The organism is Capnocytophaga sp. FDAARGOS_737 (assembly GCF_009730375.1).
In the GTDB taxonomy this organism is placed as follows: Bacteria; Bacteroidota; Bacteroidia; order Flavobacteriales; family Flavobacteriaceae; genus Capnocytophaga; species Capnocytophaga leadbetteri.
The window spans coordinates 1,807,963-1,829,047 of sequence record NZ_CP046316.1; the positions used below are offsets into that span (position 1 = coordinate 1,807,963).

Sequence of the window (21,085 nt, forward strand, 5' to 3'; positions counted from 1 at the left end):
ACATTTATTTTACTTTTACTATTTGAGCCATCAGCTCTGCTTCTGTAGCCAACTTACCATTTACGTATGCATATGCCTGCATATGGCAAATGCCTCTTCTTATAGGGGTTAGCAATTCTAATTTAAAGATAAGTGTATCTCCAGGCACTACTTGCACCTTAAATTTCACATTATCTATCTTCATAAAATAGGTAAGATAATTCTCCGGATCGGGTACGGTGCTGAGTATAAGTACCCCACCTGCTTGTGCCATAGCTTCTATCTGCAATACCCCTGGCATCACAGGTGCTCCAGGAAAGTGCCCTACAAAGAAAGGCTCGTCCATCGTCACATTTTTTAATCCTATCACGTGCTTGTCCGAAAGCTCAAATATCTTATCCACTAATAAAAATGGAGGACGATGTGGCAACAATTTCATTATATCAGCCGTATTAAACAATGGCGGCTGATTAATATCTATTGAAGGCACGTTATTACGTCGCTCATTTTTTATTATCTTCAAAAGTTTTTTAGCAAACTGTGTATTGGTGAAGTGCCCTGGCTTTGTAGCAATCACTTTCCCACGTATACGGGTACCTACTAAGGCAAGGTCTCCTATTACATCTAATAGTTTGTGGCGAGCCGCCTCATTGGGGTAGTGTAGCGTAAGGTTATCAAGTACCCCATTAGGTTTTACAGTAATCTCATCTTTGTTGAAGATTTTCTTTAGCTTTTGCATAGTAGTATCCGATATTTCTTTATCTACATACACTATAGCATTATTTAGATCACCTCCTTTTATAAGCCCGTGGTCAATTAGCGTCTCAAGCTCGTGCAAGAAACTAAAAGTACGTGCATCTGCTATCTCGTTCCTAAAATCTGATAGCTTATTCAGATAAGCATTCTGGGTACCCAATATCTTGGTACCAAAGTCTACCATTGTAGTTACTTGGTACTCATCAGCAGGTATAAGGGTTATCTCACTACCTGTTTCTTCATTTACGTAGGTAATTACTTGTTTCACCACGTATTCATTACGTGGGGCATCTTGTGGCTCAATCCCTGCTTGGGCTATTGCTTCCACAAAAAACTTAGACGAACCGTCCATTATTGGCGGTTCTGATGAGTTCAGTTCAATAATAACATTATCCAAATCCATCCCTACAAGTGCCGCAAGTATATGCTCACAGGTCTGTATTCTCACACCTTTTTTCTCCAACACTGTACCTCGCTCAGTGTTCGACACATAGGTTGCGTCAGCTTCTACTACAGGGTTCCCTTCTAAATCAGTACGTACGAAGGTAAATCCGTTATCAATGGGGGCTGGTTTCAGCACCATTTTCACTTGTTTGCCTGTGTGTAGGCCAATACCTTCTAAAGATATTTCTTTGGATAAAGTATTTTGCTTCACCATATTATATTGTTATTTTAATTTCTTTTCTAATTCTTCTATGCGTTTTAGCAAGTTTGGCAGCTTGCGAAATACCACATAGGCTTTGTTGTATTCTGCATAGCCTAAGGCTGGCGAACCTTGTATCACTTCATCATCTTTCAGATTGCGCCCTACTCCTGTTTGGGCTTGTATGCGCACACGGTTTCCTATAGTTAGGTGTCCTACTATGCCCACTTGCCCGCCTATCATTCCGTTTTCACCTATTTTAGTAGAGCCTGCTACGCCTGTTTGCGCAGCTATCACTGTGTTTTTACCTATCTCTACATTATGGGCTATCTGTATTTGGTTATCCAATTTCACCCCTTGTCGTATGATAGTCGAACCCAGAGTAGCTCGGTCTACGGTACTATTCGCCCCTATATCTACATTATCTTCCAATACTACATTACCTATTTGGGGCACTTTGCTGTATACCCCTATTTCATTAGGAGCAAAGCCAAAACCATCTGCCCCTAATACCACACCGCTGTGTAGAGTACAGTTTTTGCCTATTACAGTCTCCGAATATATCTTACAGCCTGAGAATATAGTGGTATTATCACCTATTACCGAATTATCGCCTATATAGGTGTTAGGGTATATCTTCACATTGTTGCCTAATACTACATTTTCGCCTATATAAGCAAAAGCTCCTATATACACATTCTCGCCCACTTTAGCAGTAGTAGCTATAAATGAGGGCTGCTCTATCCCCGTCTTGTTCAGCTTTATCTCGTTGTAAAAAGCTAATAATTTCGAGAAAGCAGCGTAAGGGTCATCTACTCTTACTAAGGTGGCTGTAAGCGTACTCTCTGGTTCAAAATCCTTCCCTACTATTACTACAGACGCGTGGGTTGTATAGATAAAATGCTTGTATTTAGGATTGGCTAAAAATGAAATACTCCCTTCTGTCCCCTCTTCTATTTTTGAAAGTTTATACACCTCCACCGTGGGGTTTCCTTCTACTTCTCCACCCAGTACATTGGCTATTTGTATTGCTGTAAATTTCATTTAATTAGTTTATAATCAAAACGATATAGCTCTAAAGCTACCTGTTTCAGATGTTTCTAGACTCTATTTTTCGCAACAAAAGTATAAAAATTATTTTAAACTACATCTATTTTTATCATTTTTTTTCAATTTTCTTTCCTCTCGCTCCGTACAGACTACTTAGGGTAACACACATAGTATTTCACCGTTTTTTGTGCCAGAGCCTCAAGGTTCAGTCCCTCAGCGGTCTTGCTAATATCCACTACTCTACCGTTCTTTGTCAAGAGTTTTACAATTTGTTTCTCAGGATTATAGGCTCTATTTTCCATCATTCCTGTAAACACAAAATAATCTACCGTTTCAGGAGCATAGCCATTAATCACTGCCATATTCTGTAGTCGTTTTATCTTAAGCGCTTCAAAGTCTGTAGGGCGCAGTTTTACTTTCAGCAGGTCGCGGTTCAGCAGCATTCTACTCAGTGAGGAAAGCACCCTATCTGAGTGAAACTGCCACTCTTTCATAGCCGCAAAAATATCAGTATCGTCTAACAGAGCAAACTGTTCAAGTACTTCTGTGGTAAAATTTTCGTTTGAAATTCTGTTATGCACAAAAAATGATAAGGCTGACGACATTCGCAGTGGTTCTCCCCCTTGCACTAATATCTTTGCTCGTTTAAGAAGCCTAATAAGCATCTGCTCTGCTGTCACACTGGTTTTGTGCAAATACACCTGCCAATACATAAGCCTTCTGGCTATCAGGAACTTTTCTACCGAAAACAGCCCTTTTTCTTCTACTACCAACTCGTCATTGCGCACATTCAGCATCGAGATAAGTCGCTCCGAGTTAATATTCCCTTCTGCTACTCCGGTATAAAAACTATCTCGCTTCAGATAGTCTGCTCTGTCCATATCCAACTGACTCGAGATGAGTTGGTGCATAAACTTTCGCGGATAAGTACCCTGAAATATCTGTATAGCCAACTCTAATTTCCCATTGAAAGTAGCATTGAGTTCTTTCATAAAAAGCAGCGAGATATCCTCGTGCGAGATATTCTCTACTATGCTGTGCTCCATAGCGTGCGAAAAAGGCCCGTGCCCTATATCGTGTAGCAAAATAGCAATGTATAACCCTTCTGCCTCCTTGTCCGATATACTCACCCCTTTAAAACGAAGCATCTCTACCGTTTTCTGCATCAGGTACATACACCCCAACACGTGTTCAAAACGGGTGTGCTTAGCCCCTGGGAAAACTAAGAACGAAAGCCCCATTTGATTGATACGCCGCAAACGCTGAAAATAGCGATGCTCTATAATATCAAACACCAATGTGCTCGGTATATGTATAAACCCATAAATTGGGTCATTGATAATTTTTAGTTTATTTCTTGACCGCATTCAGTTGTTGTTTTTTGAGCCAATGCGAGGTTGCTTGGTATGCCGAAATACATTCTTTTACTTCTTGTCCTGTAGGCGTTTGCGCTTGCTGCTCATAGAACAATGGGTAATCTTTTGCAGGCTGTTCTGCCTCTGGCAACAATTGGTATTGTCGTATTTTATTCAATGGCGAAACAATAGTCAAATGGGTAGGCGACAAATAGCCCAAATCCTGATAAGTAGCTATATAAGCTCTCGGTGTGTAATGCCCGCTAAATACATCTTGTCCTATAAATTTAGAAGTGTATTCAAAATTCAGCAGCCCCAATACGGTTGGCATCACATCTATTTGCGACACAAGCGTATCTACCTTTTTAGGTGTTATAAAATCAGCGTAGATAAAGCACGGTATCCTATACCCATCAAGGGGCAATTCGGTACTACCTGCACTCGAAGCACAGTGGTCTGCCACTATCACAAACAAGGTGTTTTTATACCATTCTTGTTGTTTAGCCAATTCAAAAAAGTGTTTTAGCGCATAATCAGTATATTTCACGCCTCCTATTCGCTTCTTTAGGGTAGGTGGTATATCTATTTTTCCATCTGGATAAGTAAAAGGTCTGTGATTGCTAACTGTCATCCAGTGATTAAAGAATGGCTTGCCTGTTTTAGCCTGCTCATTCATCACTTTTATAGCTTTATTGGCCATATCTTCATCACAAACACCCCATATATTCGAAAAAGTAACCTCCTGAGGCGAAAAACTCTTGCTATCTACTATCTCATAACCATTACCGGTAAAGAAATCCTTCATATTGTCAAAATAGCTATCGCCTCCATAAAGGAATTTCACATCATACCCTTTACTTCTAAACACACTACCTGTAGTAAACTTATTCTTATTATCCTTGCGTTTTACCACACTTTCCCCTGGTGTGGGGGGTATGCAGAGCGTCAAAGCTTCCAATCCACGTACCGTGCGATTTCCCGTAGCATAAAGATTAGTAAAAAACAGACTCTTGTCTACCAATTCGTTTAAAAACGGTGTGCGATTATCATCATTACCATAGAGAGCAAGATATTCAGCCGACAAACTCTCTACCGAAATAAGCACCACATTACGGCGTTGCTCTTGCCCCTTAGCAGCTACAGTACGCTCAATGGCAGGAGCATTCATCTGTTGTAGAAGTGTTGCTTCAGCCTCGGCTTCCTCTAAAGTAGGATAAAATTGAGCGTAATCCAACTCACTATGGGTGAAAGCATAATAGAATTTATAAACTCCATTAGCTTGCATTTCTTGTGCAAATATATTACTACCACTCAAGTTGTGCAGTGCTGGTAAAGCCCAAATCGCTAAGAGGGAAAGTACTGCATAGTTAAGCACATATATACTCTTTTGCAATAGGGTCGGAATAGAGGTCAAAACCGATTTTGTCTTTACAAATACCCATATAGTGAGCGCCAATACTACTGCAAATACCCCAGAAAACAGCGGCACCACAGGGTAACTCTCCATTATATTCCCTATCACTTCATTAGTGTAAATCAAATAATCTACGGCTATAAAGTTATACCGAATACCAAATTCATTCCAAAAGAAATACTCACTTACCGCATTCATCACTATTGCAAAAATATAAATAAATAAAGTGATGAAATAGAGAATATTGCGCAGTGTTACGCGATATTTAGGCAAGAAGAGCAAAAGACCAAAACAGAAGGTTTTAAAACCAAAAAAAGCCAATGCTATTTCAGGAATAACCCCTCCGTACTGCTCAAATATATTATTAGGGTAGAATTGGATATAGAGCAAGAAGAGCACCAATGCCCCAAAGATGAGATAACCATAAGGCTTTTTGTATTTCACATTGGCTATAAAAAGGAAGTAAATAGCCAAAATACCCATCGCCAGTACTATTGTTAGCACGTCTGAAACCAACCCTATACTACATATTTTCAGCACTTCTACAAAAGAAAAAGAAGCCGTTGTGATAGGGTGAAATACAAACACACAGCGCATTATCAGCGATATTATTACATATAAGCCAGCTATATAAGCGAAAGGTTTAAGTTTTCCTATAAAGTATTTCATATATCAAATTATAAACAATCATTAAATCCCCCCTTTTTACTAATATTCGTGTATGCATACCATCACATCTCCCCCTTTGAAGGAAGTCCGCGAGCAGGCGCAGCGGAGTATGTGCATAGGGGGGATGTTAATAATCAGTAAATTACAAAATAACTCATTGGTATTAATAAGTTCTTTTTAAGGTTAGGTGGAACTTTTCAGATTGCTCCACCAACAATTTGGGATTATTTTGCAAAAGTAATAAAAAACTTCCAAACCACCGAAAAAAATCAGTACTTTCTTTTCGCCCCCATTCGTCTCTCGCTTCTCGTCTTTTGTCTTAAAAAAAGTGCTTTCAAGAAAAAACTTCTCAAAAGCACTTTTTTTCAATAGATATGAATAAAAAAAACTATCTTTTACTGATTGTTAAGCATTATAGGCATCGCCAGCATCAGTACTTTTTCTCCCTCGTCTAAACCATCAATAGGGGTGATAATACCAGCGCGATTAGGCAGTGACATTTCTAACAATATCTCGTCAGAGTCAAGATTGTTAATCATCTCTTTCAAGAATTTAGAATTAAACCCTATTTCCATATCATCGCCCTGATAGTTACAAGTCAAACGCTCCTCACCTTTATTGCTGTAGTCTACATCTTCTGCCGAAATAATAAGACTTGAACCAGCTACTTTCAAGCGTACTTGGTGAGTCGTTTTATTAGAAAATAGTGAAAGACGATTCACCGAGTTGTAGAATTGCGAACGGTTTAGCGTCAGCTTATTAGGATTTTCTTTCGGAATAACCGCATCGTAATTTGGATATTTACCATCTATCAATCTACAGATAAACTCCATATCATCAAATGAGAATTCAGCGTTGCTTTCATTGTATTCTACAGTTACCTGAGTTTCGCTACCTGCCAAAATACCCTTCAATATATTGAGCGGCTTTTTAGGCATAATAAAGTCAGTAGCTTCTGTAGCTTTAATGTCAGCACGTTCGTATTTTACCAATTTATGAGCGTCAGTACCTACAAAGGTAAGCCCTTGCTCGTTAAACTGAAATAGCACCCCACTCATTGTCGGACGCAAGTCATCATTCCCTACTGCAAAAATCGTCTTTTGTATAGCAGTTGCTAACACGTCACCTAATAGCGTTACTTTGTTAGCTTCTGGCAAAGCCACTGGCTGAGGGAACTCTGCCCCATCAAGGTATGCCAATGTATAGTTACCAGTTGTCGAACTAATTTCTATAATATTATTTTCTTTTACAAGAAAAGTAAGTGGTTGTTCTGAGAAAGTTTTCAGAATATCAGTCAAAAGCTTTGCCGAAATAGCAATACTCCCCACAGAATCCGACTCCACTTCCAACGTTCCTCTCACAGTAGTCTCAAGGTCTGAGGCTGAAATAGTTAATGAATTGGGTGAAAGTTCAAACAAGAAATTATCAAGTATAGGCATAGTGTTACTACTATTGATAACACCTCCAAACACTTGCAATTTCTTTAATAGATACGAACTTGATACTATAAATTTCATATTTTATGTATTTTAAACGACAAATCTTCCCCCTCATCGGGAGTAATAATGGCAAAAGTAATAAGAAAATTTATTACTACCAAATATTTTTTAATATTTTTTTCTCCTAGTCATTTTTTCATAATACACAAAAAACACCTACCATAAAACTGTAGTAAGTGCTTTTTTAAATTTTATATAGTTTCATTTGTTAATTATAGCGTTTAAACTAATTACTATATTAGTAATCTCTTTCATCAAAATAACCATACCCCATATATTTACTAACAGAATTTACAAAGAAAACAAAAGCCTCTTTTTTATTCTCAAACTCTTTTCCTGCGGCTATCTTTCCATACCATTGCATATTAAATAACCTTGTTCTATACCATAAACTTCTCTCTGGAGATGAGTACCCTATATGATAATTATATTGTTTATAATTTTCAAACAGTAAACTTTGTCCCTGAAACTCTTTTTTATACAAGTTTAATACCTCTTGTGCTGAAAAAGGAGTATTTAGAGTAAGTTCTCCTAACAAAGGGGGCTTAAGCATTACTTGTTTTGCATATACACTCCACGTCATAAACAGACCTTTATCATCGCGCCCTTCTGACCAAGGTACATACACCTGCGTTTGTGGTGCTTTTTCTGGATAAAGCAGATATAACACAGGGGTCTCTTTATAAATAGGAGTGGGATAGCTTTTAAGTACTTTCAATTTATTAGGTATAGCATTTTTATCACCAACATCTACACTATTGAGTTCTGCTAATGAATAATATGTAATAGATTGATTACCCACTACTGCATACTCAATGTCCGTAGTCAATGATAAGTTTTTAATACTCAAATAATCAGCTCCTTTAGGAGTATAATTTCTTTGTATTTTATTACAAGTACTTTTTACTTCCCCCGCATACATTGTAGCTAAGCTGTCGTATATCACTTTCACTTCCTCCCCTCCCAATACAAAAGGAGTTGTTTTTCTCTCTGTTTTTATAATATTATCAGAGTTTCCTCTTACAAAAATAGAGTAGCTCACTTCTACTTCTACAGGAGAATTATCTACAGAATTAATCACTACATAATTATGATTAAACACCTTTTCTTTAGTAGCTTTCACCTCCATTTCAGGTGGCTTATTGCACATCCCACATATATTTAGAAGAGCAGCTAATATTCCAAATATTTTTAGTAAAATATGTTTCATCTTTTTTTCAAGTTAAAAACCGTAGAAACTAAAATAACTTAACATCCTAACATTAGTAGTATCCTTTTTCTCCAAAATAATCACTCCCTTTAGAACGACCACAGATATTTATAAAATATAATTGTCCTTTATTCTCAAGTCTATCTCCTGCTGATATAATCCCATACCATTTTATATTCTCTCCTTTAGTACTATACCGCAAACTTTCCTCTGAAAATGAATAACAAGAATTATTATAAAATTCATAGTTATCAAATAGCTGTTCTTTATTAGAAAATTCTTCCCTATACAATTCTAAAACTTTATTCAAAGAATAAGGGCTATCCACCCTTACTTCTCCAAAAATAGGTGTTTTCAAAGATATAGATTTAGCATAACTTGCTGTTGCTATTTTCAAACCATCTCTTTTTTCCATATCTTTCCAATAAATATATACTTGTTTTTGAGGTGATTTTTCAGGGTAAAGTAAATACAATATTGAAGTTCCTTTATAAATAGGGGTCGGATACCATTTAAGCATCTTTTTACTATTTACATCATTTTTATTACTAATATCTAAGTTTGATATCTCTTTCAAACTATAATATTCCACTTCTTCATTTCCTATCACACAATATTCCAAATCTACAGCAGAAAGATTATTGATATATAGATAATCAGCCCCTTTTGGCATAAACTCTCTTCTTATTTTATTATAATTACTTCTTATATCTCCCTTAAAAGAAAGTTCTAAACTGTCATACTTAATCTTTACCTCCTCTCCCCCTAATATAAAAGGAGTAGTTTTACGCTCTGTTTTTACTATATTTTCACTATTCCCTATTCTATATACAGAATAGCTTACCTCTACTTCAACAGGAGTATTATCGACAGAATTAACGATTATATAATTATGTTTCATCACTTTTGTTTTATTATCTTTCAAAATAGTTTCTTCCATTTTTGAACAAGTCATAAAAACATTAGTGAGAAAAACCACTGCTACAAAACATATTAATAAAATCTTTTTCATAATTCTACTAATTTACTGATTTGCTAATTACTCAAACGACTGCATCTCCACTAACTTCTTATACATCCCCTGCTTTTGCAGTAGTTCCGTATGCGTGCCTTGCTCCACTATCTGTCCTTTTTGCATCACCACTATATGGTCAGCATTTTGTATGGTAGAAAGGCGGTGAGCTATCACTACCGAAGTGCGGTTCTTCATCATATTCTCCAAGGCAACTTGCACCAAGCGTTCACTCTCAGTATCCAATGCCGAAGTCGCTTCGTCAAGCACCATTATAGGCGGATTTTTCAACACCGCTCTCGCTATACTTAAGCGCTGCTTTTGTCCCCCACTTAGCTTACTACCGGCATCCCCTATATTTGTATCCAACCCATCAGGGAGGTCTTGTATAAATTCGTAAGCATTTGCTATTTTAGTAGCCGCTACAATCTCCTCATCTGTTGCCGAAGGCTTGCCTATCAGCAAGTTATTCTTAATGGTATCGTTAAAAAGAATCGAATCCTGCGATACCACACCTATCAGGTGGCGCAACGAATCCGTCTGCATATCACGCACATCTACCCCATCTATCAGCACCTGCCCCTCATTCACATCATAAAAACGAGTGATGAGGTTTGCCACGGTACTCTTTCCACTCCCCGACTGCCCTACCAAAGCCACTGTCTTGCCTTTAGGCACTTCCAATGTGAAGTTAGTCAGCACATTAGCCTCTTCATATCTAAAAGTTACCTTGTCAAAACGAATAGCTGTAGTAAAATCCTGCATCACCACAGGCTGTTCTTTTTCCTTTATCGGGTTGTCGTAATCCAGTATCTCCAATATACGCTCAGCCGCAGCATTCCCTCTTTTCATATCATACGAAGCCTTGCTGATAGCCTTAGCGGGAGTCAAAATATTATAAGCCAAGCCCATAAAAGCAATAAACTGCGTACCTTCTAAAGTCTTGTCAAGCAATACCAGCGAACCTCCAAACCAAAGCAATATCGCTATCATCAGTATACCGAGAAACTCGCTCATTGGCGACCCTAAGTTCTGACGGTTCATCACCTTATTGCTCATCTTCATAAAGTGCTCACTCGACTGACTAAAACGTTGAGTAAAAATATGCTCTGCCGTAAAAGCCTTTATCACGCGCAAGCCTCCTATCGTCTCTTCTATAAGCGAAAGAAACCGCCCCTGCTCTTGTTGTACAGCTATCGAGTTCTTTTTCAGCGATTTTCCTATCTTCGAAATCACCGCAGCCGCTATCGGTATAAATACAAAGGTGAAAACAGTCAGCTTCACACTGATGCCCAACATCACTATTATCGAAAAAAGTATCGTCAGCGGCTCGCGTACGTACGCCTCTAATCCCGAAAGCAAAGAGTACTGTACCTCATTCACATCTCCGACCATTCGCGAGATAATATCGCCCTTGCGCTGGTCTGAAAAAAAAGCTACCGGCTGACTTATTATTTTCTTGTAAAGACTATCTCGCAGGTCGCGTAGCACCCCATTGCGCAAATAAGTAATGAAGAGCGACGCCAAATAGCTAAACATATTTTTCAGCAAAAAGAGCGAGATAACCAAAGCGATAACAATAGCCAACGCCCATACAGTATCCTCTCCCGCCATCTTTCCTACTTGGTAGTTCAGATACGCTTTCCCATAGCCACCTAAGTCCATCAAACTCCCTGAATATACAGGCGGCTCACTTATAGGCTTATTCTTACCAAAAAGCACATCCAACATCGGAATAAGTGCTATAAACGACAGCGCACTAAAAAGCGAATAGAGTACATTGAAAAAAATATTGAGCAATGCCTGTTTCTTATAAGGCAAAATATAAGGAATAAACCTTTTCAGCTTCATAGTAGGTTATTGTTTGTATTTCTTTACGGTTTCATCACGCCTTATCTTCTGATTATCAGTATATACAAACTCAGGTACGAAGTAAATCTGGCGTGGCACTTCATACTTCAGCATATCCTTATCCATATAAATATCGTGCGAAAGCGTAGGATAATCCTTCTCATCACCTTGTACATACAGCACAGCGCGTTGTCCTAACTCTTCGTCAGCCTCTTTAGTGATGAAGTAATCTCCTTTAATATATTTCTTTATCTTTCTTTCCACACTTTCAGGGAACACCTTAAAGCCTCCTGAATTGATAATATTATCAAAGCGTCCCAGCCATTCAAATTCAGTACGCGATATAAGGTTCACTATATCGTTTGTCACTACAGGGTGGTCAGCTACCAAAGGAGCATCAATCACCAAACAGTGGCGCTCGTCTTGCGTAAATGTCACATTAGGCAATGCCTTATATGTATTCTGATGCACTTCTGTATGGTTCACCTTGCGCATCGCTATATGCGAAATAGTTTCTGTCATTCCGTATGACGAATACACTTCGGTTGAAATAGTTTGCAGCTTAGCCTCCAATTCTCCATCTATCGAAGCTCCCCCCAAAATAACCTTCTTCACACGTGGCAAATCCACTAATGATTTTGAAGCCTGTAGCGGAATCATCGCACAGAAATCGTAATTTTTGCTCGTAAGCGAAAGTGGCATAGACGAAGGTCTGATGATATCGAGGTGTAGCCCCAGAATAATAGAGCGGATAATCATCATCTTACCTGCAATAAAGTCAGCTGGCAAACATAGCAAAGCCCTATTTTTAGGCGAAAGTTTCAAATAATCACCCGTAGCAAGAGCCGAATTTACCATACTTTGTTTCTTCAACTTTATTTGCTTAGGAATACCTGTCGAACCAGAAGTGGTAGCCTCTACATAATCACGATCGTCCAACCAATCCAGCAAAAAACGTCCTACCGACTTACGATAAGGAAGACCGTCTTTCACATAAGCCACAGCCAATATAGTAAGGCGATTTCTGTCTATCGGAAAACCATTAATTCTAAAATCTTTATGTACAAACTTGTAATCTATTTCATTCATTTTATTACTATATTAAATATTTTCTACTATTATATTTTGATACGCTTTACACCTCTTACTTTCACCGAACGATGAGCGAAGGATAAGCGAAGGATGAGCGAACAACTATTAACTAATTCACTAACCAATGATAATTGCTGCAAAACTACAATAATTAAACGAATTGAGCAACAGTAAATAAAACTAATATTTCTATAATAGTGATTATTAACACTTTAAGTAAAAACAACAAAAAAAAATTCTATTTACACCCTCTATATCAAAAATATTTTTTACCTTTACCGCAATAATTTAAGTTGAATATGTACGTATTAGATCAAACTGATTTACAATTGTTAGACGAACTCCAGCAAGATAGCGAGCAGTCTATCAAACAATTAGCTGAAAAGGTAAAACTCTCTATCACCCCAGTACACGAGCGGGTGAAAAAGTTAGAACAAATGGGGGTTATTCAAAAATATGTAGCTGTCGTAAACCCCAAAGCATTAGGCAAAAAATTAGTAGCTTACTGCCAAGTAAAACTACTTAGGCATAACGGCGAACTATTTGAAGAGTTTGAAAACTATATAAGCACCTTAGACGAAGTATTAGAAGCCTCTTATATGGCAGGAGCTTATGATTTCCTACTGAAGTTGGTGCTTAATGATATGGAAGAATACCAGACTTTCGTAGTACACAAAATATCAAAATTAGAAATCATCGCAAACATACAAAGTTCTTTTGTTATCCAAGAAATCAAAAACACCTCTATGATTCGTTGTTTGCGCGAAAATAACGACAAAAAATAACAGTAAAAATGCACATAGCTATAGCAGGAAATATCGGAGCTGGCAAAACCACCCTTACCGCCCTTCTGGCTAAGCACTACCAGTGGGAAGCTCATTTCGAAGATGTTGTCGACAACCCCTATTTAGATGATTTTTACCATCAAATGGAGCGTTGGAGTTTCAACCTACAAATCTACTTCCTCAACAGTAGATTCCGACAAATATTAGACTTTCACGAAAAAGGCAACGATATTATACAAGACCGCACCATATATGAAGATGCTCATATCTTTGCCCCCAACCTACACGAAATGGGACTAATGAGTACCCGTGATTTTGATAATTATCGTTCATTATTTGCTCTTATGGAGCGACTTATCTCTCCTCCTGACCTTCTTATATATCTAAGGAGTTCTATTCCCAATCTGGTAAAACAAATCCAAAAACGAGGCAGAGAGTACGAAAACTCCATCTCCATCGACTACCTAAACCGACTAAACCAGCGCTACGAACAATGGATAAAACAATACAACAAAGGCAAACTCCTCATCATAGAAGTTGATGACATTAATTTCGTTGATAACCCTGAAGATTTAGGCGACATCATCAACAAAATAGACGCACTTCTTTACGGATTATTCTAAGAAAATTATAGCATAAAAAAAAGAGACTATCAATGATAGTCTCTTTTTTTGTATCTTCTTTATATCTTCTATTTGAAGTAGTTATTTACGTGAAATGCTACTAATCCATCAATAGGTTTTCTCAATACAGTTCCCAACTTAAGTTTGTTTTCTGCTAATACTTCTTCCAAAATATCTTGAAGGAAGAAAGCGATACTACCTACGAAGTTAATAGGCACTTCATAACGTTCTTCATATTGTGAAATCCAGTGGTCTACGAATAGTTGCATTCCTTTCTTCACTATGGTACGGCAATACTCGTGATTTTTATTTTCCACTATAAATTTTGCAAAAGTAGCCAAATAGCTATTAGGGTTTGGCATCTTGTAAAGGTGGTTTTTCACTACATCAGAGCCCAACTCATACTGACTTTCGAACTTTTGTACAAGGTCAGCTGGCATCTTCTTAAAGTAGTAATCTATTATCAAGCGTTTGCCATAAAAATTCCCACTTGACTCATCCATCAAGATATAGCCCAATGAATCTACTGCTTGGTAAAGCTCCTTACCATTCCAGAAAGAACAGTTAGAACCTGTCCCTAATATACAAACTATAGCTTTTTCACTTGGATTAGTTGTTGCAAATACAGCCGCATAAGTATCTTCCTTTACATCTATTTTAGCGTTTTTAAAGATAGTCGCCAAACTGCGTTCTACAAAATAACGAATGCGTTCTGTACCACAGCCAGCCCCATAAAAATAGATTTCACTTACACTATTTCTATTTTCAAATAGTTGGTAGTTAGTTGTAATACGCTCTACAAGTATCTCTTCAGTTAAAACCTCAGGATTAAGCCCTAAAGTTTGAGTAAAAAACACCTTTTCTCCTTTGCTGTTTAAAGCTGTCCAATCTGCCTTAGTTGCTCCACTATCAACAATTAAAATCATATTATTTCGGTTTTATTATGTTATTAATAGTAAAAAATAAAGGTGAAGCACTAACCAAAGTACTTCACCTTTCGTTAATTATAATTTAGCTACGTGTTGTGCCAAATCTACCAATTTGTTAGAGTAACCTGTTTCATTGTCATACCAAGAAACTACTTTAAAGAAGTTTGAGCTTAAGCCTATACCTGCTTTGGCATCAAAAATAGATGTATTCTTGCATCCTACGAAATCTTGAGATACTACTAAGTCTTCAGTATATCCAAGGATACCTTTTAGTTCTCCTTCTGAAGCTTTTTTCATAGCAGCGTTGATATCTTCAAGAGTTGTAGCTTTCTTAGTACGGAAAGTCAAATCAACTACTGATACGTCTGCAGTAGGCACGCGGAATGCCATACCTGTAAGTTTACCATTAAGTTCTGGAATTACTTTTCCTACAGCTTTTGCTGCTCCTGTGCTTGAAGGAATAATATTGCAAAGTGCAGAACGTCCTCCTCTCCAGTCTTTTTTAGAAGGACCATCTACTGTTAATTGAGTAGCTGTAGTAGCGTGAACAGTTGTCATTAAAGCTTCTTCAATACCAAAGTTGTCATTTAACACTTTAGCAATAGGAGCCAAACAGTTAGTTGTACAAGATGCGTTAGACACAATAGTATCAGTAGGTTTTACTGATTTGTGGTTAACACCCATTACGAACATAGGAGCATCTGCTGAAGGAGCTGAAATAACTACTTTTTTAGCACCTGCATTGATGTGTGCTTGAGCTTTTTCTAAAGTAGTGAAAATACCTGTACATTCAGCCACTACATCTGCACCTACTTCGTTCCATTTAAGGTTGTTAGGATCCTTTTCTGCAGTAATACGTACTACTTTCCCGTCTACTACTAAATGTCCATTTTCTACTTTCACGTCTCCTTTGAAAGTTCCGTGAACTGAATCATATTTCAAAAGGTAAGCGATGTAATCAACATCCAAAAGGTCGTTAATACCAACGATTTCTACATCGGCTCTCTCATAAGCGGCACGGAATACAAGACGTCCAATACGTCCAAATCCATTAATTCCAATTTTTACTGACATATTAATTCTCTTTTAATTTAATTAACTTATTATTTTATTTCTATAAATATTTTATCTCTCAAAAAACTATGTAGCCATTATTTCAGCTACACGAAGAAGTTCTGTATTGATTTTAGAACTTCCCTTGATAGCTTTTTCAAGAGGGGTAAGTTCCATTTTAGTACTGCGGATACCCACCATATAGTTTGATTTTCCTTCTAAAAGTGACTCTACGGCTTTCACTCCCATTCGGCTTGCCAACACACGGTCAAAACAAGAAGGAGAACCTCCTCTTTGCATATGTCCTAACACAGACACACGTACATCATAATCAGGGTGATGTTGCTCTACATATTCTTTTAGTTCAAATACATTTTTACCGATTTTATCTCCCTCTGCAACTACTACTAAACTCGAGGTCTTACCAGTACTTCTACTTTTCTCTAATGAGCTAAGCAGTTTTTTAAGCCCTATATTCTCCTCTGGTATTAATATCTCTTCAGCCCCAGCTCCGATACCAGAATTAAGAGCTATATGCCCTGCATCACGCCCCATTACTTCTATAAAGAAGAGACGATTATGAGAGCTTGCAGTATCTCTAATCTTGTCGATAGCTTCAATAACAGTGTTGAGGGCGGTATCATAGCCTAGAGTAAAGTCAGTACCATAGATATCATTATCTATAGTCCCTGGTATACCTATCACAGGAAATCCATACTCTTGGTTAAACAAAAGCGCTCCCGTGAATGAACCGTCTCCGCCGATAACTACTAATGAATCTACTCCTGCAGCTTTTAGATTTTCATAAGCTACTTTTCGTCCTTCAGGAGTTCTAAAATCTTTTGAGCGAGCTGATTTTAGTATAGTTCCTCCTCTATTGATAATGTCGCGTACACTACGCGCATTCATTTCTTTAAAGTCGCCTTCTATCATTCCTTGATAGCCGCGATATACACCTACTACTCCTATATTGTGATAGGCACACGTACGCACCACTGCTCTAATGGCTGCGTTCATACCAGGAGCATCGCCTCCTGATGTTAATACTGCTATTTTCTTTACTGACATTTATCTTTTATTTTTCGCATCAAAGGTACGAATTATTTTTCAAATAAAAGCAATTTTATTGCTGTTTTTTTACTATATTCTTGCTAACTCTCTAATTAACTATTAATTAACTTTTTCTTCTCGTCCGTTACATTTCATATTTTGCATTCAAGTCTATTGCTTTTTATAGCACTCTAATCCTTTTTTTAGTATTTCTACCGCTCTCTCTATTTTTTCTTTTTCGAGCACATAAGCTATACGCACCTGATTGCGTCCTAAACCTGGAGTAGCATAAAAACCTTCTGCTGGAGCTAACATTACTGTTTCATTATCTACAGAAAATTGGTCTAAAAGCCATATACAAAAATCTTCAGCATTCTCTACTGGCAACTCAGCTATACAGTAGAAAGCTCCCTTAGGCATTGACACACGTACTCCTTCTACCCTTTGTAGAGCATCTATTAGCACATTTCTGCGCTGAGTATACTCTTTCAACACTTCTTCAAAATAAGTTTCTGGCACATCAAAAGCCTTTTCAGCTCCTATTTGAGAATAAGTAGGAGGTGAAAGACGTGCTTGAGCAAACTTTAAAATAGATTTCATTACCTCTTTGTTTTTAGAGACTACCCATCCTATACGTGCTCCACACATACTAAAACGTTTTGACACAGAATCTATCATTATAGCGTTTTGCTCAATATCAGGTACTTGCATAATAGAAAAATGCTGTGCTCCATCATATACAAATTCTCGATACACCTCATCAAAAATGAGGAAGATATCGTATTTTTTAGCTATTGCAGCTAACTGCAAAATTTCTTCTTTAGAATACAAATAGCCTGTAGGATTTCCTGGATTACAAATCAAGAAAGCTTTAGTCTTAGGTGTGATTTTTTTCTCAAACTCCTCAATCGGCGGGAGAGCAAAATTATTATCAAAAGAAGAGGTTATAGGCACACATACTGCATCAAAAGCTTCTGAAAAACTGATATAATTTGCATAATAAGGCTCTGGAATGATAATCTCATCATCAGCATTAGCTACTGTAGCGATTACATAAGTAAGGGCTTCAGAGCCCCCACAAGTAATAATAATATCACTACTATCTACCTTTATATCATGTTTTTTATAATACTCTACCACCTTTTCTCTCAGTGAATTAATCCCCTCACTCTTAGTATATTCAAGCACTGTAGGACTAAAATCTTTTACAGCTTGAATAGCTATTTCAGGAGTTTTAATATCTGGCTGACCAATATTAAGGTGGTAAATGGTCTTTCCCTCCTTAGACGCTTTTTCAGCATAAGGAGTCAATTTCCTGATAGGTGATTGGGGTAATATTTGTGCTCTATGTGATATTGTTGGCATTTTTTATAGTTTTTAGTTGTTAGAAATTAATCGTTAGTACTTAATAGCTAAAGACTAAGTACTAACGACTAATAACTGATTATTTTTTTGCTACTAATTCAGCAATGCGAATAATCACTTCAGTAGCTTTTTCGAGGTTTTCTACAGGTACGAACTCATATTTACCGTGAAAATTATGGCCTCCTGCAAAAATATTAGGACAAGGCAAGCCCATAAAGCTAAGTTGTGAACCATCAGTACCCCCACGGATTGGTTTTGTAATAGGTGTGATACCCAATTCCTTCATTGCGCGCTCAGCTACTTCTACAATATGCATCACTGGTTTAATTTTTTCACCCATATTATAATATTGGTCTTTTATTTCAGCTACAGCTACATTGGGTATTTGTTTGTTAAGATCATCTACTATTTGCTGTACTAGAGCTTTGCGCTTATTGAAAATATCACGATCGTGGTCGCGGATAATAAGTTGTACCACTGTATTTTCTACATCTCCAGAAATATCAGTAATGTGATAAAAACCTTCACGACCTTCAGTACGAGCAGGTATCTCGTCAGCAGGAAGCGCATTAATAAACTGATTAGCAACAAGCATTGAGTTAATCATCTTGTTTTTAGCAGTCCCTGGATGAACGTTTTTCCCTTTGAAGTGAATCTTAGCTCCTGCAGCATTAAAACTCTCGTATTCAAGTTCGCCTATTTGTCCACCGTCCATCGTATATGCCCAGTCAGCCGCAAATTTCTTAACATCAAATTTATGCGCTCCTCGTCCTATTTCCTCATCCGGAGTAAAACCTACGCGTATCTTGCCGTGCTTGATTTCTGGGTGGTGAACAAGGTATTCCATAGCGGTCACAATTTCGGCAATCCCCGCCTTATCATCAGCTCCTAAAAGGGTAGTACCATCGGTTGTGATAATAGTATTGCCTTTGTAGAGCAATAAATCTTCAAAATAAGAAGGTGATAACACTATATTTTGTTCCTTGTTAAGAACAATATCGCCCCCATCATAATTTTCTACAAACTGTGGATTTACATTCTCTCCTGAAAAATCAGGTGAAGTATCGAAGTGAGAGATAAAACCAATAGTAGGAACCTCATAGTCTACATTTGATGGTAAGGTAGCCATTACATAGGCATTCTCATCTACAGTCACGTCTTGCAAACCGATGGCTTTTAGTTCTTCTACCAATAGGTTTGCCATATTCCATTGCTTTTTAGTACTAGGAGTTGTTGAACTCTCAGGGTCTGACTGAGAATCTATTTTTATGTACTTAATAAAACGATCTACTAAATTTTTCATTATATTATAGTTTTTAATTCTTTATTCATTTGCCAATTGGTTAATCTTCCAATATTTTCTTTCTTCTCAATTCAAAATTCCTTCCAAGATATACCTTCCTCACCATCTCATCAGCTGCCAATTCCTCTGGCACTCCAGATTTAAGAATCCCTCCTTCAAACATCAGGTAAGTGCGGTCAGTAATAGCAAGAGTTTCCTGGACGTTGTGGTCTGTGATGAGAATACCTATATTCTTATCTTTGAGTTGTGCCACTATACGCTGAATATCCTCCACTGCTATAGGGTCTACTCCCGCAAAAGGCTCATCAAGCAGGATAAACTTCGGACTAGTAGCTAAGGCACGAGCTATCTCTGTACGGCGCCGTTCACCCCCTGAGAGCAAATCTCCTCGGTTTTTTCGGATATGCCCCAAGCTAAATTCATCTATCAGCTCATCTGTTTTGCGTTGTTGCTCAGCTTTTGAGAGCTTTGTGAGTTGCAATACGCTTTTGATATTGTCTTCTATACTCAATTTTCTGAATACCGAAGCCTCTTGCGCCAAATAGCCTATTCCACTTTGGGCGCGCTTGTACATCGGGTAATGAGTAATCTCTGTATTATCTAAAAAGATAGTACCTCCATTAGGTTTGATAAGTCCTACTATCATATAGAATGACGTAGTTTTACCAGCCCCATTAGGTCCTAGTAGCCCAACGATTTCACCTTGATTTACTTCTAGCGAAACCCCTTTCACTACTTTCCTACCTTTATAGATTTTGATAATATTATTTACTATTAATTTCATATATTAAAACGAAAAGCGATAAGGTATTTCGTTGAGTTCTGTCTCTAAATCTACCCAATCATACACCTCAGTCACAAGACTGTACACCATCTCTTCAGTAAGTACTTTACCTGCGTAAATATCTGAAATTGTTTGTTCAGACATCGTTTCTTGTAGATAAGCCTCTTCTCCTAAGTAAGCTTGCGCCCACTCTTTATATACAGCAGGGTTAGTAGTGATTTTGTCAAACTTATCAATATGCTCCTCTACAGCAAAATTCTCTATACAATACCAAGTTTCACCATCTAACGAATAAATAACAAACGGAATATCACTCTCTGTAAAATTCTTGCGATAATAAGGCAAAAAGACTTTAGGAAGTTTCCTTTCTAAATCGTGATTATCACCTCCTTTACTATCTTCAGCACTCGATGAAGGTACTATTATGCACGCCTTATCGACAAAGTAGAAAGAAAGTGAAGATCCATCTTCATCTTCAAAGCCATGCCCCCATTGGGCTTCATAGCCATCATATTCTTCTTCATTTGCTTTGTAGTACGTATGATATACCTCATACTCGTGACCACAAATAATCCAGTCTAACACAGCTTGTCCTTTGCAAAGCTGTTTCAACGTTTTCACGTTGGGTAATTGCTGTAAGTAGGTATTACAATCCATTAAAAT

General features: G+C 37.5%; 18 protein-coding genes. 2 read left to right on the forward strand and 16 right to left on the reverse strand.

Annotated features, from left to right (window positions below; genetic code table 11):
- Positions 1 to 4: 4 nt before the first annotated feature.
- The 9 genes from FOC45_RS08185 to FOC45_RS08225 all read right to left on the reverse strand — a co-directional run bounded on the left by FOC45_RS08185 (position 5) and on the right by FOC45_RS08225 (position 12,527).
- Positions 5 to 1,393 (reverse strand): bifunctional UDP-3-O-[3-hydroxymyristoyl] N-acetylglucosamine deacetylase/3-hydroxyacyl-ACP dehydratase, encoded by a 1,389-nt coding sequence (locus tag FOC45_RS08185; protein WP_009391167.1) that lies wholly within the window; start codon positions 1,391 to 1,393, stop codon positions 5 to 7.
- A gap of 9 nt (positions 1,394 to 1,402) precedes the next feature.
- Positions 1,403 to 2,422 (reverse strand): UDP-3-O-(3-hydroxymyristoyl)glucosamine N-acyltransferase, encoded by a 1,020-nt coding sequence (lpxD, locus tag FOC45_RS08190; protein ID WP_009391166.1) that lies wholly within the window; start codon positions 2,420 to 2,422, stop codon positions 1,403 to 1,405.
- Between the two features lie 155 nt (positions 2,423 to 2,577).
- Positions 2,578 to 3,795, reverse strand: coding sequence for an HD domain-containing protein (locus tag FOC45_RS08195; RefSeq protein ID WP_009391165.1), 1,218 nt, complete (start codon positions 3,793 to 3,795; stop codon positions 2,578 to 2,580).
- Entirely contained in the window at positions 3,779 to 5,866 is a 2,088-nt protein-coding gene (locus FOC45_RS08200; RefSeq protein ID WP_009391164.1) for an LTA synthase family protein, read from the reverse strand. The genes FOC45_RS08195 and FOC45_RS08200 overlap by 17 nt, the downstream gene beginning before the upstream one ends.
- A 395-nt stretch (positions 5,867 to 6,261) precedes the next feature.
- Entirely contained in the window at positions 6,262 to 7,383 is a 1,122-nt protein-coding gene (gene dnaN, locus FOC45_RS08205) for a DNA polymerase III subunit beta (RefSeq protein ID WP_009391162.1), read from the reverse strand.
- A 220-nt stretch (positions 7,384 to 7,603) separates the two neighbouring features.
- On the reverse strand, positions 7,604 to 8,575 hold the full coding sequence (locus FOC45_RS08210) for a hypothetical protein (protein WP_009391161.1): 972 nt from the start codon (positions 8,573 to 8,575) through the stop codon (positions 7,604 to 7,606).
- A gap of 52 nt (positions 8,576 to 8,627) precedes the next feature.
- A complete protein-coding gene (locus tag FOC45_RS08215; protein WP_009391160.1) occupies positions 8,628 to 9,587 on the reverse strand; it encodes a hypothetical protein in 960 nt (319 codons plus the stop codon).
- A 27-nt stretch (positions 9,588 to 9,614) separates the two neighbouring features.
- Complete coding sequence (locus FOC45_RS08220; protein ID WP_009391159.1) at positions 9,615 to 11,438, reverse strand: ABC transporter ATP-binding protein; 1,824 nt, start codon at positions 11,436 to 11,438, stop codon at positions 9,615 to 9,617.
- Positions 11,439 to 11,444: 6 nt separating this feature from the next.
- The gene (locus tag FOC45_RS08225; protein WP_009391158.1) at positions 11,445 to 12,527 is read right to left on the reverse strand and encodes an AMP-binding protein; all 1,083 of its coding nucleotides are present in this window, start codon (positions 12,525 to 12,527) and stop codon (positions 11,445 to 11,447) included.
- A 302-nt stretch (positions 12,528 to 12,829) separates the two neighbouring features.
- On the opposite strand from FOC45_RS08225, the gene FOC45_RS08230 reads away from it, so the two are divergent.
- The gene (locus FOC45_RS08230; RefSeq protein WP_009391157.1) at positions 12,830 to 13,315 is read left to right on the forward strand and encodes an Lrp/AsnC family transcriptional regulator; all 486 of its coding nucleotides are present in this window, start codon (positions 12,830 to 12,832) and stop codon (positions 13,313 to 13,315) included.
- Between the two features lie 8 nt (positions 13,316 to 13,323).
- Positions 13,324 to 13,938 (forward strand): deoxynucleoside kinase, encoded by a 615-nt coding sequence (locus FOC45_RS08235; protein WP_009391156.1) that lies wholly within the window; start codon positions 13,324 to 13,326, stop codon positions 13,936 to 13,938.
- 68 nt (positions 13,939 to 14,006) lie between these two features.
- Here FOC45_RS08235 and FOC45_RS08240 read toward each other — a convergent pair whose 3' ends face one another.
- The 7 genes from FOC45_RS08240 to FOC45_RS08270 all read right to left on the reverse strand — a co-directional run bounded on the left by FOC45_RS08240 (position 14,007) and on the right by FOC45_RS08270 (position 21,079).
- Positions 14,007 to 14,864: a hypothetical protein gene (locus tag FOC45_RS08240; protein WP_009391155.1), complete on the reverse strand. Its 858-nt coding sequence runs from the start codon at positions 14,862 to 14,864 to the stop codon at positions 14,007 to 14,009.
- A gap of 78 nt (positions 14,865 to 14,942) precedes the next feature.
- Entirely contained in the window at positions 14,943 to 15,941 is a 999-nt protein-coding gene (gene gap / locus FOC45_RS08245) for a type I glyceraldehyde-3-phosphate dehydrogenase (RefSeq protein WP_009391153.1), read from the reverse strand.
- Positions 15,942 to 16,007: 66 nt separating this feature from the next.
- A complete protein-coding gene (gene pfkA, locus FOC45_RS08250; protein ID WP_009391151.1) occupies positions 16,008 to 16,988 on the reverse strand; it encodes a 6-phosphofructokinase in 981 nt (326 codons plus the stop codon).
- 153 nt (positions 16,989 to 17,141) lie between these two features.
- Complete coding sequence (locus tag FOC45_RS08255) at positions 17,142 to 18,335, reverse strand: pyridoxal phosphate-dependent aminotransferase (protein ID WP_009391148.1); 1,194 nt, start codon at positions 18,333 to 18,335, stop codon at positions 17,142 to 17,144.
- 79 nt (positions 18,336 to 18,414) lie between these two features.
- A complete protein-coding gene (pepT, locus tag FOC45_RS08260; protein ID WP_009391147.1) occupies positions 18,415 to 19,638 on the reverse strand; it encodes a peptidase T in 1,224 nt (407 codons plus the stop codon).
- Positions 19,639 to 19,678: 40 nt separating this feature from the next.
- Positions 19,679 to 20,422, reverse strand: coding sequence for an LPS export ABC transporter ATP-binding protein (lptB, locus tag FOC45_RS08265; protein ID WP_009391145.1), 744 nt, complete (start codon positions 20,420 to 20,422; stop codon positions 19,679 to 19,681).
- Positions 20,423 to 20,425: 3 nt separating this feature from the next.
- A complete protein-coding gene (locus FOC45_RS08270; RefSeq protein ID WP_009391143.1) occupies positions 20,426 to 21,079 on the reverse strand; it encodes a hypothetical protein in 654 nt (217 codons plus the stop codon).
- Positions 21,080 to 21,085 lie beyond the last annotated feature (6 nt).